This window comes from Novosphingobium sp. 550D, assembly GCF_057401885.1.
The window spans coordinates 1,211,338-1,228,712 of record NZ_CM171613.1; the positions used below are offsets into that span (position 1 = coordinate 1,211,338).

Consider the following 17,375-nt stretch of genomic DNA (forward strand, 5'->3'; position numbering starts at 1 on the left):
CGGAGTTTTGGCCGTGAGCTTTGAAGTCGCTGAAAAGCACCAGTCCCAGATCCCGGCGTTGCAAATGCTGGTGGCGATGGGCTTCGCGCCGCTGTCTCAGGCCCGGGCGCTGGAACTGCGCGGGGATCGGCTGCGCAACGTGGTCCTTGATGACATCGCAGTCGAAAGCTTCATGCGGATCAACCGCTTCACCCACAAGGGCCGCGAATATCCGTTTGATCTGGAAGACGCGCACGAGGCCCTGCGTCGACTCAAGCCCACGCCGGATCGGATCAGGGGGCTGAAGGCAACCAATCAGGATGTATATGACACCCTGGTACTGGGCACCACCATCACCAAGGCGATCGACGGGGATTCCAAAAGCTATTCGTTCCGATTCATCGATTGGGACCAACCCGAGAACAACACGCTGCATGTGACGGCGGAATATGCGGTGGAGCGCACGGGCAGCACGCAGACCAAGCGGTGCGACATCGTTGCATTCGTCAACGGCATCCCGGTGCTGGTGATCGAGAACAAGCGCCCGACCGAAAGCCTGAAGAAGGCCGGCAGCCAGCTGATCGGCTATCAAAGCGAAGACAACATTCCGCAGCTGTTTCACTTCGCACAGCTGCTGCTCACCATGAACCGGGTGGATGCGCGCTATGCCACGGTGGGCACGCCGCAAAAGTTCTGGGGCACCTGGCGCGATGAGGAGGACAGCGACGAGGCGATCCACCCCATCGCCAACCGCGTCTTGACCGAGGCGGAAAAAGCCGCCGTGTTCTCGGGCGATTTCGCCGGTGCGCGGCGCTATTTCGACGCCATGGCCGCCGAGGGGCCTCGCACGGTTTCTCCGCAAGACCGGGCCTTGTTTGCGCTATGCCGGCCAGAACGGATGCTGGACCTGATCCGGCGTTTCACCGTGTTCGATGGCGGTGTGCGCAAGGTGGCCCGGCACCAGCAGTTTTTCGGCATCCGCAAGGCGGTGGAGCGCGTCAAGCAGCGGGATCTTGACGGTTCGCGCAAGGGCGGGGTGATCTGGCATACGCAGGGGTCTGGCAAATCGCTGACCATGGTGATGCTCGGGCGAGCTCTGGCGCTGGATCGAGGGATCGTGAACCCGCGGATCATCATCGTCACCGATCGCGATGATCTCGACAAGCAGATCAAGGGCACGTTCAAATCCTGCGACATGGAACCGGTGCGCGCCACCACCGGGGCCAACCTGCTGGAGTTGATCGAGCACAGGAAGCCGCTGATCACCACCATCATCAACAAGTTCGACACCGCGCTGCGCGGCAGTGCGCAACCCGATGACGACGCGAACATCTTCGTGCTGGTCGATGAAAGCCACCGCACCCAGACCGGCAAGCTGGGCGGGCACAGCCAGTTTGCCACCAAGATGCGCCGCCTGATCCCCAACGCCTGCTATCTGGGCTTCACCGGCACGCCGCTGCTGAAGAAGGACAAGAACACGCTCTCGACCTTTGGCGGGCTGATCCACAAATACGCCATCAACGAGGCGGTGGCCGACGAGGCGGTAGTGCCGCTGCTCTATGAAGGTCGCATGGTCGAGCAGCAGATCTCCGGCACGGTGATCGACAAGTGGTTCGAGAAAATCAGCGAGGGCCTGACTGACCAGCAGAAGGCCGACCTGAAGCGGAAATTTTCGCGCATGGATGCGCTGGCTAAGACCGGCCAGGCAATTCGGGCGAAGGCCTATGACATTTCAGAGCACTACCGGCAGCATTGGCAGGGCACCGGTTTCAAGGCGCAGTTGGTTGCGCCTTCGAAGGCTGCGGCCATCCGTTTCAAGGAAATGCTGGACGATATCGGCCATGTCACCAGCGAGATCATCATGTCGCCCCCCAACGACAACGAGGGCAACGAGGAGGTCGACAAGGAATCGAAGGATCTGGTCCGCAAGTTCTGGGACCAGCAGATGGCGCAGTATAAATCCGAGGAGGAATACAACCGGCAGATCATCGAGGCCTTCAAGGGCTCGGGCGATCCGGAAATCCTGATCGTGGTGTCCAAACTGCTGACCGGGTTCGATGCGCCACGCAACACGGTGCTCTATGTCTGCAAGCCGCTGAAAGAGCATAACCTGCTGCAGGCGATCGCGCGCGTGAACCGCCTGTTCGAGGAAGATGGCGTTGAAAAGCAGTTCGGCTTCATCATCGATTATGAAGGTCTGCTGGGTGAACTGGATAGCGCGCTGACCACCTACAGCGCGTTCGATGGCTATGATGATGGCGACCTTGCTGGCACGGTTCACGATGTGCGCGAAGAGATCCGCCGGCTGCCGCAGTTGCACGATCAGCTGTGGGATCTGTTCAAATCCGTCCGCAACAAGAAGGACATGGAGGAATTCGAACGATTCCTGGCCGATGAGGCAATCCGGCACGATTTCTATGAGCGGCTCAAGGCTTATGGCCGGTGCCTGCACATCGCGATGTCTTCGGACAAGTTCCTCGATGTGTTTGACGACGCCAAGATCGACACGATGAAGCGCGACTGGAAGCGGTTTTCCGAACTGCGCCGCTCGGTCCAGCTACGGTATCAGGAAATCGTCGACATCAAGGAATTCGAGCCCAAGATCCAGAAGCTGCTCGACGATCATGTCGTGGCTTTGCCCGCCGAAACGATCATCGAGGTGGTCAACATTAACGACCCCGAGGCCCTGAAAGCGGTGGTCGAGGAAAACGGGGTGTCGGAAGGCTCGAAGGCCGACCGCATTGCCAGCGCAACGCGCCGCACCATCACCGAGAAGATGGACGAAGATCCAGCGTTTTACCGTCAGTTCTCAGATCTGCTGGAAGAGACCATTCGCGCTTATCGCGAACGGCGGCTGTCGGAACGTGAATACCTGGGCAGCGTTGTGGATCTGGCCAGCAAGGTCGCCCGCAAGGACCGCGGTCGGCAGGTGCCGAATGCGGTGAAAGGCGATGACGACGGCCAGGCGTTTTTCGGCCTGCTCAACGGCCGACTTTCCAGCGAAGATGGCGAGGCGATCGAGCAGGATGCTGCTGCACAAGTGGCGCTCGATATCATTGCCATCGTCAAAGCCCATCACATCGTCGGGGTCTGGTCGAACGACGTGGCGCAGAACAATATGCGCAATGCGATCGACGATTACTTCTTCGACGTGCTGCGCGATGAAAAGGGCATCGGGGTGCCGGTTGAGACACTTGATGATCTTGAACAAAGGATCCTCGACTTGGCAAGGGCCCGTTTCCCATGATTGACGCCGAGCCGTTCAGTCTGGCCTATGGCAATATGCGCCTCGACTATGTCGTTGTTCGACGGGCACGGAAAACGCTCGAGATCGCAGTGGAACCGGACATGGCGGTGGTTGTGGCGGCACCTATGGATGCCACGCCGGACGTGATTGCCGAGAAAGTGCGGAAAAGAGCGGGCTGGATCATCCGCCAGCAACGTTTTTTCGCACAATTCATGCCCCGAGTCCCAGAACGGCGTTACGTGGCCGGAGAAACCCATCGTTATCTGGGCAGGCAGTACCGGCTGAAGGTGGTCCCTCATATCCAACAGGCGGTGAAGATGACGCGCGGCCACATTGTCGTGCAAACCCATCACCCGTTGAGTACGGATGTGACCAAGGACCTTGTCGAAGCGTGGTACAGGCAGAAGGCCCAAGCGAAGTTTCTCGAACGCATCGACATAAACCTTGCCCGGTTTCCCGATTCGGGCACGCGACGGCCCAATGGATTGATTGTTCGTCAAATGAAACAACGCTGGGGCTCCATGTCGCCCGGCGCCCGCTTGATGTTGAACCGTCGGCTGATTGAAGCACCGATTGACGCGATAGATTACGTGATCACCCATGAACTATGCCATGTCACCGAGGCCAACCATGGTCCCGCATTCTATGACCTGTTGGTAAAAGTTATGCCAGACTGGGAGCGCCGGAAGTACAGACTGGAACAATCACTAGTTTAGTATAGAATTTACATTATAAAATATATAAAAATAGAAATTACTCGTATCTCTTACAAGGCGGCGTGCAACTTGTTTCTCATGATGTCCGTAACGAAAACCATCGGATTTATCATTACGGCTTAGAGCCCGTTTGAGAATGGGTTGAGTGGCAGCGGCTCTTGTGATTCAAGCTCGGGATGTGGAACCGAGCGAGCCGTAGCCGGATGGCAGAACGTGAGAAACAAGCGAAGCGCTACCCGACCGATCTGACCGATGGGGAGTGGGACCTCGTCCGACCGTTTCTGCCCGTGCCTCCCAAGCAGGGACGCAAACCCTCGACTGATCTACGCGAGGTGCTGAACGCCTTGCGGTATCTGGCTCGTTCAGGCGGAGGTTTGGACTTGTAACGGATTTGTGCCGGTCACCTGAGCGTTTTATGCTCGCAACAGGAGACCGACGAGATGATGAAGCATAGTGAAGATTTTAAGCGAGAGGCGGTTCGGATCGCGCTGACCAGCGGGCTGTCACGGGAGCGGGTTGCCGCGGATTTGGGGGTCGGCAAGTCGACGCTTGGCAAATGGATTGCTCACTATCGCCCGACAGATTTGGTGGCGGAGCCACAGGCCGATCTGGCCCGTGAGAATGAGCGCCTGCGCCTGGAAAACCGTATCCTCAAGGAGGAGAGGGACATTCTAAAAAAAGCAACGCAGTTCTTCGCGAGCCAAAAATCGTGAGGTTTGCGTTCGTTCATGAGCACCGCGATCGCTGGCCGGTTGAAGGCCTATGCCGGGTCTTGCAGGTGTCTACGCGTGGCTATCGGGCATGGGCGTCACGCCCGACCTGCCAGCGCGATCGCACAGATCTGAAGGTGTTGGCGCACATCCGCGAGCAATACACCCTGAGCCGCGGCACCTACGGCCGCCCCCGCATGACCATGGAGCTTAAAGAGGTGGGGCTCGACGTGGGCGAGCGTCGTGTGGGACGGCTGATGAAGATCCATGGGATACGGCCAATTCGCACCCGTCGCCACAAGGTTACCACCGATAGCCAACACCACCTTGGTGTTGCCCCCAATTTGCTGGACGGGGATTTCCTGGCCGCTGCGCCGAACCAGAAATGGGCAGGCGATATCAGCTATATATGGACCACCGAGGGCTGGCTTTATCTGGCTGTCGTCATTGATCTGTTCAGTCGGCGTGTCGTTGGTTGGGCAGTCAGCGACCGGATGAAGAAAGACCTGGCAATCAGGGCGCTGGAAATGGCCATAAACCTGCGTCAACCGCCCAAGGACTGCATTTTCCATTCTGATCGCGGCAGCCAATATTGCTCTTACGACTTCCAGAAAAAACTGCTGGCCCACGGTTTACGGCCCTCGATGTCGGGCAAAGGTAATTGCTACGACTGTGATAACCTGCTGCGGCCTGATGGTCTGACCCATGCTACGATTGACCGCGTGTCATTGCGTTGACGTGTCGGCCATCAGGTCGCCCCGGCAACGGGCGAGATGTGACTTTATAGGAGCCTGACGGGTTCGCCCCTTCACAGTCCTGTCCTCTCTGTGCGGTGCCCGGGCACCGCGCAGAGAGGACAGGACATGAGCGACATAACGACCAACGCCGTAATCATCGGCGTCGATACGCACAAGGCCACGCATGTCGCTGTGGCAATCGATACCAAAGGCAGCCGCCTGGCAGCCTTCTCGGCTCCGGCGACAACCAAAGGCTATATTGCGCTCGAAGACTGGGCGTGTGCGATCGGCGCGATCACAGCCTTTGGTATCGAAGGAACGGGATCATATGGTGCTGGCTTGTCGCGTCACCTCCTTGCCCAAGGGCACAAGGTCGTCGAGGTAACGCGACCCAATCGACAGCTGCGCTATCAGCACGGCAAAACTGACAGCTTGGATGCCGAGGGAGCAGCCCGTTCCGTGCTAGCCGGGCAAGCGATCGCCGAACCCAAAACCCACAGCGGGTCGGTCGAGATGATCCGGCACCTTAAGATCGCTCGCGACACGGCCGTCAAAAGCCGGTCACAGGCCATGGTGACGCTGAAAACCTTGATCATCAATGCGCCCGCGTCGCTTCGCGACGGTCTTGATCAGATCAGCGGCAAAATCGCACTGATCCGGCATATCGCCGCGTTCAGGCCAGGTGCACTCACCTCGACCACCGCGTCGGCCAAAGCCGCTATGCGCGCCCTAGCGCGACGCTGGCTCGCGCTGCACGATGAAATCCAGGCGCATGACAAGGCGCTCGAACAACTCGTCGTCGCCCGCGCGCCGACATTGATCGCAGCGCACGGAATCGCCACGATGACAGCGGCAGAGATGCTCATCCTGGTCGGCGACGATCCTAACCGGATCCGTTCCGAATCCGCGCTCGCCAAGCTCTGCGGCGTTTGTCCAATCCCGGCGTCGAGTGGCAAAACCAACCGCTTCCGGCTTAATCGCGGCGGCAGTCGGCAAGCCAATGCCGCGCTCTATCGTGTCGCGATCGTACGGATGCGCAACCATCCGCCAACTCTCGCTTATGTCAGCAAACGTAAGAAGGACGGCAAAAGCAACCGCGAGATCATCCGCTGCCTCAAACGCTACATAGTCCGCGAAATTTTCACTCACCTGTGTCGCCCGGAAACAGCCTCGGCAGATGCTTGACAAATATAGGAGCCTCAATGCGGCTGTCGAAACCTTCTTCAAAAGCCTGAAGGCCGAGGTGCTCTGGCGCCAAACCTGGCCAACCAGGCGTCAGGCCGAGACCGCCATCTTCCAGTACATCAACGGCTTCTACAACCCACGTAGGCGCCATTCATATCTGGGCGGCATCAGCCCCCTCGCATTCGAGGCCAAGGTGGCATAGTGAGATAGGTGACCGGCACAAATCCGTTACAAGTCCACTAAGCCTAATCAGGTCTTGGTGCTTCGTGGGGATCTCCTTGCTACGTTCGGCGGTGAAGCGGGAGCATTGCACCGGGTCGTGTCAAATGGCGATGCGCGGATTTCCGCCTCCCTATTCGTCAACGCTGATCCGACATTGCAGGTTGGAGGAGGAATTTATGTCGAAGATGTAATGTGCGAGCGCCTCCGCAACGTTAGGCGGACAGAAACGAGTTGGCGTCATGACTGAGGTCAGGGCGCTTACCGCGAGCGTAATCGTACTCCATCCTACTGAATTTAAGATACTCTGCGTCAAACACCCACAATATCGGGCCTGGATGTTCCCCGGAGGTCACGTTGAAGTAGGTGAAGCGCCTCATACCGCGGCTGCGAGAGAAGTTGAAGAGGAGGTAGGATTATCTGTTCGCCTGCACGACTGGTCAGAGCTCCCACCCTGGTCGGACGGTCGAAGTCACCGCTTGCCGCAGCCGTTCGCCATGATCCAGGAGCCGCTTCCTGATGGCGGGTGCTACGTCGACGTAGTCTTTGTTGGCTATGCCGACCAAGCGGTTTTGCGGTTGAAAGGCGAAATCGACGAGGCAGACTGGTTCGACGCCGAGCAGTTGGAGCAGCTAGAAACGACTTACCCGATCAGGGAGCTAGCCGCTAGCGTCCTCTACAAGATACACGATTGGCGCTCGTGACGGATGGTATCCGGAGGCGATTGGTCAAAGCGGGAACTCCGGAGCAGTCAAGTTGAATGACCGTTTGTGGCGTGTCGGCGGCATCGGGTGATATATTAGCCTGATCAGGCACTCGCTGAGTGTCGGTAATTGGCAAAAACTGCCGCCAAACACTACGCGAAGGAACGGTCTTTTAGCCCTAGTCTCGGTCATTCACAGACCAAACCGTGCTACCGAAAACTCATGCCGTTCCGTCGACGGAAATGCCCCCAGCACCAATAGCCGACCACCTTGATGCCGAAAATGCCAAGTCCGGTGGATCACTGGCGCGGCGTCGACGAAAGCCGCTGGATCAAACACCACCACATTGCACCGACCACCCTCAGCGCGCACCGACAGCGTTCGGATCAACGCTGTATCCACCTTCCGCGCCTCGCTCGCCAAGGCTTGGCAGGCGGTGTAATCATCCGGCGCCGTCCAGTCCGTCTCCCTCTCCGCGAATGGCGGCTGCGTGAGGTCCAAAGCCCGATCCGTCGCCACGCGCACATGGAAGCTGGTATATTCCACCGTGGTGGTCGGCGGCACGAAGCCCGGTGAGCGGCTGAAGAAGCGCAACGACCAATAGGCTGTCTCCCCGATAGCGGTGACTTCTGCCTCGGCGGCATAGAAAATGCCCGGTCGCTCGTCGGCATGGCGAAAGCGACTGGCGCTGCGGTGACCATAGCGGAAGGGCGTGGCGAGCAGGAAATGGAGGTGCTGCGCGGCTTCCGGCACCTGAGGCTTCACGTCCTCGGCAAGTTCCTCCAGCAAGGCCTGGGTGGCGCTGTCGCTGGCGAGGCGGTTGGTGGAGATGCGATGCTGCCCCTCCACCAGACGCCAGACCTTGCCGCGATACGGCCGGTGCTCAGACGCGAGCGCGGTAGAAGTCCACATAATCACACAGTTCGATCAAGCCGCGCATGGTATCGAGCTTTTCGATCGGTTTCCCGCCAAGGTCGAGATTGGGCGTTTCAAGCCATCGCTTGGCCGCTGCATCGTCGCTACCCAGCAAAGCATCCAGGCTGCGGAACAGCCGCAACAGGAATTGGCCGGCTTCGAAGGATTTGGAGGCGGGATCGAGCTCGGTGGTGCCGCGTTTCAGGCGCGAAACCGTGGGGGCCGAAAGGCCGAGGATGGCGCCCAGCTTGGCGTTGCTCAACGACCAGAACTCGGCGATGCGCACGATGGCGGCGCTCAGCGCGCTGGCGCGATCAGGCTGCGGGTTGACGAGTGCAGGCATGGCAGCATCCTTTCATATGAAAGATATATACCGTATCCAATCAAATGACCAGACCCGTTATGGTTCTACATTCCAAAATCCCAATCCCGCGCTCGCGCCCCGACTTCCTTGTCGATGCTGGGTTCCCTCGTCATTTCCTTCTGGAGTTCCTTCCGCTCGATTTTCGGTTCCTCCTTGGCGGCTGTCATGACGCGGTAGATATCCAGCGCCGAGGTTTTCCCCGCATCATGCCGCCCCACCGCACGCTCCAGCCGCTCGGCGCTATCGAGGACCAGCGTCGGCTGATCGGCAATGCGGGTCAATGCCACGCTGAGGGTCCGCGAGGAGGAGAGCATCTTTTCGCGGCTGTCCATCACGACAATGCCGTGCGTCGTAGTCACGCCCTGCGCTGCATAGGTGTTGATGGCATAGCCAAGGTCGATCCGCTTCAAGGCGGGATCGCTGAGAGGAAGTTCAAGCCGCCGATCTTCGGCCAGTTTCAGCACAATCCTATCGGCAGAGATGGCCTCGACCGTCGCCGTCTGGGCATTGAGCACGCCATGCTTGGGATTGTTCGCCGTGAAGCGGATGCGATCGCGCTCGTGCAGTTCAATGTCCCGCCGCTCAAACAGGCCGATCGCATCCTCCTTGAGGTTGCGCGCCAGACGATCAGGGCGCAGAGTCCATGTGCTGTTGCCCCGCCGCAGTTCGACTTGCGTCGGCGTCACGCTGGTGATCGTGCCGATCATGCCACGGGTCAGGCCCTGGCGCGGCATGTCGGTGCGGATCTGGACGACAAGGCCCTCGCGATAGGGCGCAATGGTGCGCGCTTCCTCGCGGCTAAGGTTTACCCGGTCGAGCACGGTGAGGCGCTGGCCATGCTGCCCGATTTCGCCGAGGGATTTCAGCAAGGCCTGCGCTTCGCGATTGGCTTCGGCGCGCAAGGCACGGCCAGATGTCAGGATCAGCGTGGCCTCGCGCTCCTCGCGCGGTAGCTGCGCCCAGAGCGCCACGGCATGCGCCGCCGCATTGCCGCGCGGGACCTCGTGCGTGACGGGCTCCAGGATACGGAACGCCCCAGCCATGTCGCCGGCATCGAGAACCGGCGCGAGGCTGCGCATCATGTCGGAACGCGCGCGTACATTGTCGGTCAGTTCGGCGGTCGCCAGGCCGGCTTTCTGCAAATCGGTAAACGGCTTGCCCGCTTCGACTGCGCCATATTGGCGGGTGTCGCCGACCATCGCGAGCCGCGCGGCGCCCGCGGTATGGGCAATCCGCATCAGATCCGCAGCCTGGCGCGAACTCAAGGTCGAGGCTTCATCGACAATGATCAGCGAGCCGGACAGCTCATGGATCGACCGCTCCTTGAGGTCTGGCAATCCATCATCGATTAGCAGCGCCTGATGGCGATAGAGGAAGCCAGTGACCGAGTTTGACGGTACGCCTAAATCTTTCCCCAGTTGCTGGGCGATCTGCGCACCGACCGCCAGCGCCACGACATTGCGCCCCTGCGCCTCGGCAATGCGCGTCACCGGCTGCAACATGGTCGACTTACCCGCGCCCGCCACACCCTGCACGCCCACGACGCGATCTTTCGACGACAGGATCAGTGCGGCGGCTGCTTCCTGCTTTGGCGACAAGCGGCGCAAGCCCAGCTCGCGCGCCTCTTGCTGCACCGCCGCCCCGGCATGTCGGGCGACCAGAACCGTACCCTGACCTTGGCCAGCTCGCGCCAGATCAAGCACCTGTTGTTCAAGAGCGATGGCACCTCGCGTAGTCATCATCACACCATCGGCATCCGCCAGCAACAGGCCCTTGCCGTGAAGCAGGTCCGCCCGAGCCTCGATATCGCTGACCTTGATCGGCCCACCCAAATTGAGGCTGGCGCGGATCAGTTCGAACCGACTGAAACCGGCTTCGGTCTGGCTGATATGCCGCACACCGGCTGCAACAGCCTGTGCGGCGGCGAACTGTTCTGGCGTCAAAGACCCCGCCCGTTCCGGCACAAGGGGATCGCGTTCTTGCGGGGACAAGCCCATCGCTTCCACAATCGCCTGCCCCTTGGCCGCCACGCCTCGCACCTGCTGCACGATCTGCGTCCATAGCGTCTGGCCCCGTTCGGCCTGCGCCATGGCGGCTTCCACCAGCGCCTTGGGTTCAAAGCCGATCGCATTTGCCCGCTCGGCCCACTCAGCTCGATCACTCTCGCGCGTTGCCCCGGCATCCTTGGTGTTGCGCGTAGCCAAGGCTGCGAGTTCGCGCTCGGCGCTGCTGCCGGACCTCCCGGCGGCTTCCAGCACGGCATCGATCTCCGCGCTGCGTGTCGAAAACGCCCGGATTGCCTCGCGACTCACACCCTCGATCTCGAACTGGCCATGGCGGCCGATTTCGGCGGGCCGGGTGCGATAGCCCAAGGCCTCGACCCGTGCGCGCAGATCGGCATTGTGAACGGCTGCAATCGTCGCTTGCTGATCGTAGAGCGGGTCATTCCTCAGCGCCCGCCATGCACCGTCAGGACGCAAGGTGGCGTTGGCCAGAACACTGTGCACATGCAGTTGCGGATCGCGGTTACGCGACAGGTCATGGGTAAAGGTCGCTGCGACCATATGGCCGGTCCGCTCCGGCACTTGCGCCCCAGAGATGGGATCAAACCTGCGCGCCTCGATCAGATTGGCTTCGATCCAGCCCAGCGTCGCCCTGACGCTATCTTCCAGCGCGGTGATCAACCGGCGATCATCGCCAACCAGAGCCAGCAATGACACAGATTTCGGCGCCGAAAACACCAGATCGAGCCCCGCCCGGTGCTCGGCGCCCGACGGCGCTTTGATCGCCGCGCCGTTGGGTAAGTCCCCGGCCAGCACAGCTTCGAAAGTGGTGGCCGCGACCGGCCCCGAAAGACCCAAGGCGTCAGCCCCGTTGCCGAACCATTCGCCGATGCTTTCCGCCTCTGGCCCTGTATAATAGTTGTCCTTGGCATAGTAGGCAGCGGCGCCAGAGGCATTGCCGATCACCCCGATCGAGATCATGGCCAGAGCCTCCCATTGCCGCTGCGGCACGAGCCATCGCCGGAGTAACTCCCGCCAGCAAAGGCGCAGGCGGCATGCTGGTTGTTGCCGAACATGGCCCGGCCAACGGGCACGGCAAACCAATCGTCGGGTAAGATCCGCGCGATCATGACCAGGACGAAGAATGCCAGAAACAAGGCCATCACTGCCCCGGCGGCCAGTTCCCAGCGCTCGAAATCACGGCTGTAATCGAACAGCTTGATCGTCACATTGGGACGCGCCTGGCGTACCGATTGATCCAGTCGCGTCAGCTCCCGGCTGATCGCCGCAAGCGCCGCATTTTCGGCTTGAGACCGGACGAGCTCGTCGCGGTGCTGCACCAGCAGTTGAGCAAGTGCTTCCTGCTGTCCGGCGATCACCACGCCAAGGCCCGTCATCTCCTTGCGGAAAGGGCCAACGCCATCGCGCATGCGCAGGGTGATCTGTTCGGCCAGGTTCCGCTGGGCCGCGTTGATCGCTTCGGTGTTCAGCGCATGCTGCCCCATCAACGCTTCGTCGCGCTGGTCATGTGCTCGCAATGTGGCGTTCAAGCGCTTCGTCAGCTTATCCAATTGCCCGGTCAGCGCAATCAAGGTGGCTGGATCAATCGCGGGCGCTGGCGGCGCTTCGGGTTGGGCGAACAGCGGCCTGCCTACCAGATCAGCCGCCAGGGCTTCGTCGAGCAGCGCCCGCACCAGTGCTGGCCGCGACATCTGACGGTCCGAGGCGAGCCGATCCACGGCGGTGAGGATATGCTCTTCGACGGTAACGTTGAGCTGGGCCATGTCAGCAGTCGCCTGGCCAACATACGCAAACTTGGTGCCCTAGGCGGCGTCTAGGCGGTTTGCCGATCGCCACCCCATGCTTTTTGCGCGGCCCTAGACGCCTATCTAGGGCATAGAATGGCTGAATTCTGGGACTTTCGCCGTATGGCGCCCCTGCTACCGGGTAGCGTGGTGTGTGCCTGATTTGCCTTACACCGCCGCTCTCAACAGGAGGATGCTTGGAGGCCAGTGAGCAGAATCTGGCCCTTGTGAGGGCAGCATCCCGGCCGATAGGCCGCCACGGGAACAGGTGTGCGATCATTGCGCCGCGCCTCCCTCGAACTGGGCGCCAAGGCGGGCGAGGAGACTGCTGGCAAACAGGCCTAGCGCGCCATTGCCCATGTCCTCCATGAAGGGATGAAACGACTCAGGTGACGACGGCTGCCCTTTGAGATCGGCCATTACCTGATCGCTCTGACCAGCCCGGAACAGCCCGGTGAGGTTGAACCCCTGGCTTCGATCCTTGCGCATCATGCCGGACAGGCTGCGGCTGGGGGATCGCGCCTTGTAGCGATGGTCGCCGGGCAGTTCGGCGTTGCGGTCGATGAGCAGGACGCAGAGCGCGGCGCGTTCTCGCCCGAAATGCTGGCAGACGCGTCCCCAAGTGCTCATGGCGATGCCGAGGCGGGCACAGCTTCGCCATGAGGCCTCGACGAGGTTGGGCCATGTTGCCCCTCCCAAAGCCGCGACCAGCCCCTGATAGGCCTGTGTGGCGACGCTGACGGCGGCGCTGGGCGTGATCCGGTCGGGCGCCGCGCCCCGCGCGGTACAGCTTCGTGGTGAGTTTTTGTCTTGTATATTGGGTGCGCAGTTTTCTTCCGGCGCGTCGGAAGTTTTTGGTGCACGGGGATCGCTGGCGATGGCGTCGAGCATGGCGGCAAGGGTCTCCCGGATCGCGGTGAGGCGGGCGATGCTGGTGATGCGGGCGGTGCGGCCACCGGGCAGAATGGCCTCGGCGCGTTGGCGCAGGGTGTCATCGCAGGCGTGGCGGATGCGCTGGCCCAACTGGCGGATCTCGGCGCGGCACTGACTGATGGCGCGGGCTTGCAGGTCGAGCGCCTCAGCCTTGCCCTTCAATTCGCCATAGCGGGTGATCAGGGGCGCTAGGTTGATCCCTGCGGCCCAAGTGATGAGGCCGTCCTGCCGATCTCCAGCCCGCGCGCCGTTGATGCCGGCGTTGCGGATGATGAAGCCAGCACGTTCAAGTTCGCGCTCGGCCGAATTGATCGAGCGAGGCGTGATGCCCAGTGCCTCGGCAAAGCGGCAGGCCTGCGTCCATACGGCGCAGATCCGACCCTTGAGGTAGTCGGTATCCATCGTTTTGAGGACGTAATGCCGCACCAGCGCTACGGCGGTGGAGGACAGGCCAAAGCCGGGGCGAGCTACTTGCTCAAACAGGCGCAGCAAGTCGAAGCGCGTCACGCCCACCGGCAGTCCCGCATGGGTAAGGGTCGTGCTCATGCGCGCCCTCCCACCGAAACCAAGGGAAGGACAGCACGCAAAGCACGGGATTGGATGAGGCGCGACACCTTCCGCAGCGCATTACGGAAGTAGGCCGACACCGCCCAATCGCCATGACTGGCGACAATGAAAGGATAAAGCGAACGACGCGGCTCACATTTCGGCACGAACTGTCGACAAGCGCCACGACATTCCATATCCTGCACAAAACAGGACAAAGACATACTATACCTCTATGCGAAGTATTTCGTATGTCTCCGGCTGACAGACTTCACCCGCTCCACTTTCCCAAACTGATGGTCACGCGATGGCCTATGGAACGATGGCGCGTTTGGCCCGTTATCAGGGGTATGGACCAAACTTTGCTCGATCCGGACCGCAATTGCTGGCGGATTGAACATGCCCGCCGGGCCAAGGTCATCATCGACGCCGATGATTATTTCAAGGCGGCGCGGGCCGCGATGTTGAAGGCGCGCAAGCAGATCCTGCTGGTCGGATGGGATTTTGACGCAAGAATCCGCTTTGGTGATGGGGAAAATGACGGGGCGCCGGTGCGCGTCGGGGCCTTTCTCAGCTGGCTGGTCAAACGGACGCCGGGGCTGAATATCTATATTCTGCGGTGGGATACGGGCGCGATCAAGACTCTGTTCCATGGGCGAACGCTGCTGCGCATCGCCAAATGGATCAAGGATCCACAGATCCATGTGCGGCTTGATGGCCATCATCCTCCGGCCGGGTCGCATCATCAAAAGGTGGTGGTGATCGATGATGATGTCGCCTTTTGCGGCGGAATCGACATGACGGTCGACCGATGGGATACGCGCGATCATGCCGATGAGGAGCCTCGCCGTATCCGCCCCGATGGCCGCGCCTATGGTCCGTGGCATGATGCGACCACCATGTTGCAAGGCCCCGTCGCGGGGGCGCTTGGCCAGATGTGCCGCGACCGGTGGGAGGTGTCAGGCGGCGACCGCATCGCCCCGGTCCAGCATGGCGCGGATTGCTGGCCCGATGGCCGGGAAACTGACTTTACCGAGGTGGAGGTGGGCATCGCCCTGACCGTGCCGGAAATGGCCGATCAGGAACCGCGCTATGATATTGAGGCGCTCTATGTCGACCTGATCGCGCGGGCGCGGCGGTTCGTCTATGCCGAGAGCCAGTATTTCGCCTCGCGCAAGGTGGCCGAGGCCATCGCCAAAAGATTGTCCGAACCCGATGGGCCGGAATTCGTCATCGTCCACCCGCATTCGGCGCAAGGCTGGCTGGAACCCGTTGCGATGGATTCGGCCCGCGCCCGTCTGGTCGAGGCGCTGCATGAGCAGGATCCCTATGGCCGCCTGCGACTCTATCACCCCTATACCGCCGGGGGACAGCCGATCTATGTCCATGCCAAGGTGACGGTGGTGGATGATCTGATCCTGCGCGTGGGATCGTCCAATTTCAACAATCGCTCGCTGCGGCTGGATACCGAATGCGATGTGGTGATCGATGCCGAAAGGCCTGCCAATGATGATGAACGTGCGACAATTGCCGGGATTCGCAATGGGCTTCTGGCCGAACATCTGGATTGTCCGGTCGAGGTGATCGAACAGAGCATCGAACAGACCGGATCGATCATCCAGACAATCGAGGCTTTGCGCGGGGATGGGCGGTCGCTGCGGCCCTATGCGGTGCCCGATCTGGACGCGGTGCGCATGTGGTTGGCCGATCACAAGATTTTGGACCCCGAAGGGCCGGGCGAAATGTTCGAGCCGCTGGGGCGGCGCAAGCCCTTGCTGAAACGCCTGCGCCCGCATTGGCGGCGCGATCATGCGGAATTGGATGCCGCCGCCTTTGCACTGGGCGCATTGGGGGCGGGGGTGGTGATGGGCGCGCTCTGGCCCAAACGGCGCAAGGCATAGCGCGCAAGGAAAACCCCCGGCGCGTGGCACCGGGGGCATTTGATTTTCCATCACCGCATGGGGTGATCAATCCGATCCGAACAGATCGCGGGTGAAGACCTTGTCCTTCACATCGTCAATGGCCGAGGTCATGCGGTTGGCGATGATGACATCGCAATCCTGCTTAAAGGCGTCCAGATCGCGATAGACCTTGGAGCCGAAGAATTCGTCCTGCGTCATCGAGGGTTCGTAAACCACGACCGGGATGCCCTTGGCCTTGACCCGCTTCATGATGCCCTGGATCGAGGATTGGCGGAAATTGTCCGAACCCGCCTTCATCACAAGGCGGAACACGCCAACCATTTTGGGCTTCTTGGCGATAATCTGGTCAGCCAGAAAGTCTTTGCGCGTGCGGTTCGCATCGACAATCGCGCGGATCAGGTTTTGCGGCACCTCTGAATAATTGGCCAGAAGCTGCTTGGTATCCTTGGGCAGGCAGTAGCCGCCATAGCCAAAGCTGGGGTTGTTATAATGCCGCCCGATGCGCGGATCGAGGCAGATGCCATTGATGATCTGGCCCGTGTCCATGCCGCCCGCGATGGCATAGCTGTCCAATTCGTTGAAGAAGGCGACACGCATGGCCAGATAGGTGTTGGCGAAAAGCTTGATCGCCTCTGCCTCGTTGGCGTCGGTGAACAGGACTTCGACATTCTTTTTATCCGCGCCCTGCAACAACAGGTCGGCAAAGATGCGTGCGCGTTCCGAACGTTCGCCCACGATAATGCGCGAGGGGTTGAGATTGTCGTAAAGCGCCCGCCCTTCGCGTAGAAATTCGGGGCTGAAGATAACCTGCTGTGTGCCCAGACGCGCGCGCACGCTTTCCACAAATCCGACCGGCACGGTGGATTTGACCACGATCGTCGCCTTGGGATTAAGTTCCATGGCGGTCTTGATCACGGCCTCGACCGAGGATGTATCGAACTTGTTCGTTTCGACATCGTAATTGGTGGGCGTCGCCACAATCACATAATCGGCCCCGGCAAGCGCTTCATCCGGGCTGAGTGTGGCACGCAGATTGAGCGGGCGGTTGGCCAGAAAATCCTCAAGCTCGGCATCGGAAATCGGCGATTTACGTGCATTGAGCATGTCAACGCGATCGGCCGAAATATCGACGGCGGCGACCTCATTGTGCTGAGCAAGCAGAACAGCGTTGGACAGCCCGACATAACCAAGGCCAAAAACTGCGATTTTCATTCAGGATACTCGCGCCAATCGTGACCCCGCGAACGGAGGGGCCGCCATGCGGACATGATCTTGGATCAGGCCGACCGCGGCCTCTAGGACAACTCCTATCCTTTTCGTATTTGCAGCATGGCTCGTCAATGGCTTGATGCCGAAATGGTCCAATAACAATTACGTCACGCAATTGTTG

General features: G+C 60.5%; 12 protein-coding genes and 2 pseudogenes. 8 read left to right on the top strand and 6 right to left on the bottom strand.

Going from position 1 to position 17,375, the window contains the following annotated elements:
- Window positions 1-13: 13 nt before the first annotated feature.
- The 7 genes and pseudogenes from AC2S2E_RS05830 (at window position 14) to AC2S2E_RS05860 (ending at window position 7,497) form a co-directional block, all read left to right on the top strand.
- Entirely contained in the window at window positions 14-3,226 is a 3,213-nt protein-coding gene (locus tag AC2S2E_RS05830; protein WP_486524074.1) for a type I restriction endonuclease subunit R, read from the top strand.
- Window positions 3,223-3,942, top strand: coding sequence for a M48 family metallopeptidase (locus AC2S2E_RS05835; protein WP_486524075.1), 720 nt, complete (start codon window positions 3,223-3,225; stop codon window positions 3,940-3,942). The genes AC2S2E_RS05830 and AC2S2E_RS05835 overlap by 4 nt, the downstream gene beginning before the upstream one ends.
- A 203-nt stretch (window positions 3,943-4,145) precedes the next feature.
- Window positions 4,146-4,328, top strand: a complete 183-nt coding sequence (locus AC2S2E_RS05840; RefSeq protein WP_486524076.1) for a transposase — start codon at window positions 4,146-4,148, stop codon at window positions 4,326-4,328.
- Window positions 4,329-4,382: 54 nt separating this feature from the next.
- Window positions 4,383-5,323: pseudogene (locus tag AC2S2E_RS05845) on the top strand (IS3 family transposase); the annotation flags it as partial.
- A 192-nt stretch (window positions 5,324-5,515) separates the two neighbouring features.
- Entirely contained in the window at window positions 5,516-6,574 is a 1,059-nt protein-coding gene (locus tag AC2S2E_RS05850) for an IS110 family RNA-guided transposase (protein WP_486522625.1), read from the top strand.
- 16 nt (window positions 6,575-6,590) lie between these two features.
- Window positions 6,591-6,776 (top strand): annotated as a pseudogene (locus AC2S2E_RS05855) (IS3 family transposase); the annotation flags it as partial.
- A 259-nt stretch (window positions 6,777-7,035) separates the two neighbouring features.
- Window positions 7,036-7,497, top strand: a complete 462-nt coding sequence (locus tag AC2S2E_RS05860) for an NUDIX domain-containing protein (protein ID WP_486524077.1) — start codon at window positions 7,036-7,038, stop codon at window positions 7,495-7,497.
- 192 nt (window positions 7,498-7,689) lie between these two features.
- Here AC2S2E_RS05860 and AC2S2E_RS05865 read toward each other — a convergent pair whose 3' ends face one another.
- From AC2S2E_RS05865 to AC2S2E_RS05885, 5 genes are all read right to left on the bottom strand, one after another.
- Window positions 7,690-8,409, bottom strand: a complete 720-nt coding sequence (locus AC2S2E_RS05865) for an RES family NAD+ phosphorylase (RefSeq protein ID WP_486524078.1) — start codon at window positions 8,407-8,409, stop codon at window positions 7,690-7,692.
- Window positions 8,381-8,755 (bottom strand): antitoxin Xre/MbcA/ParS toxin-binding domain-containing protein, encoded by a 375-nt coding sequence (locus tag AC2S2E_RS05870; protein ID WP_486524079.1) that lies wholly within the window; start codon window positions 8,753-8,755, stop codon window positions 8,381-8,383. Before AC2S2E_RS05870 ends, AC2S2E_RS05865 begins: the two co-directional genes overlap by 29 nt.
- Window positions 8,756-8,820: 65 nt before the next feature.
- Entirely contained in the window at window positions 8,821-11,760 is a 2,940-nt protein-coding gene (gene mobF, locus AC2S2E_RS05875; RefSeq protein WP_486524080.1) for a MobF family relaxase, read from the bottom strand.
- Entirely contained in the window at window positions 11,757-12,563 is an 807-nt protein-coding gene (locus AC2S2E_RS05880) for a hypothetical protein (protein ID WP_486524081.1), read from the bottom strand. Before AC2S2E_RS05880 ends, mobF begins: the two co-directional genes overlap by 4 nt.
- Window positions 12,564-12,860: 297 nt before the next feature.
- A complete protein-coding gene (locus AC2S2E_RS05885) occupies window positions 12,861-14,063 on the bottom strand; it encodes a helix-turn-helix domain-containing protein (RefSeq protein WP_486524082.1) in 1,203 nt (400 codons plus the stop codon).
- 350 nt (window positions 14,064-14,413) lie between these two features.
- Here AC2S2E_RS05885 and AC2S2E_RS05890 point away from each other — a divergent pair, with 350 nt between their 5' ends.
- Entirely contained in the window at window positions 14,414-15,964 is a 1,551-nt protein-coding gene (locus AC2S2E_RS05890) for a phospholipase D-like domain-containing protein (protein WP_476100936.1), read from the top strand.
- A gap of 66 nt (window positions 15,965-16,030) precedes the next feature.
- Here AC2S2E_RS05890 and AC2S2E_RS05895 read toward each other — a convergent pair whose 3' ends face one another.
- On the bottom strand, window positions 16,031-17,197 hold the full coding sequence (locus tag AC2S2E_RS05895) for a nucleotide sugar dehydrogenase (protein ID WP_486524083.1): 1,167 nt from the start codon (window positions 17,195-17,197) through the stop codon (window positions 16,031-16,033).
- Between the last annotated feature and the right edge of the window lie 178 nt (window positions 17,198-17,375).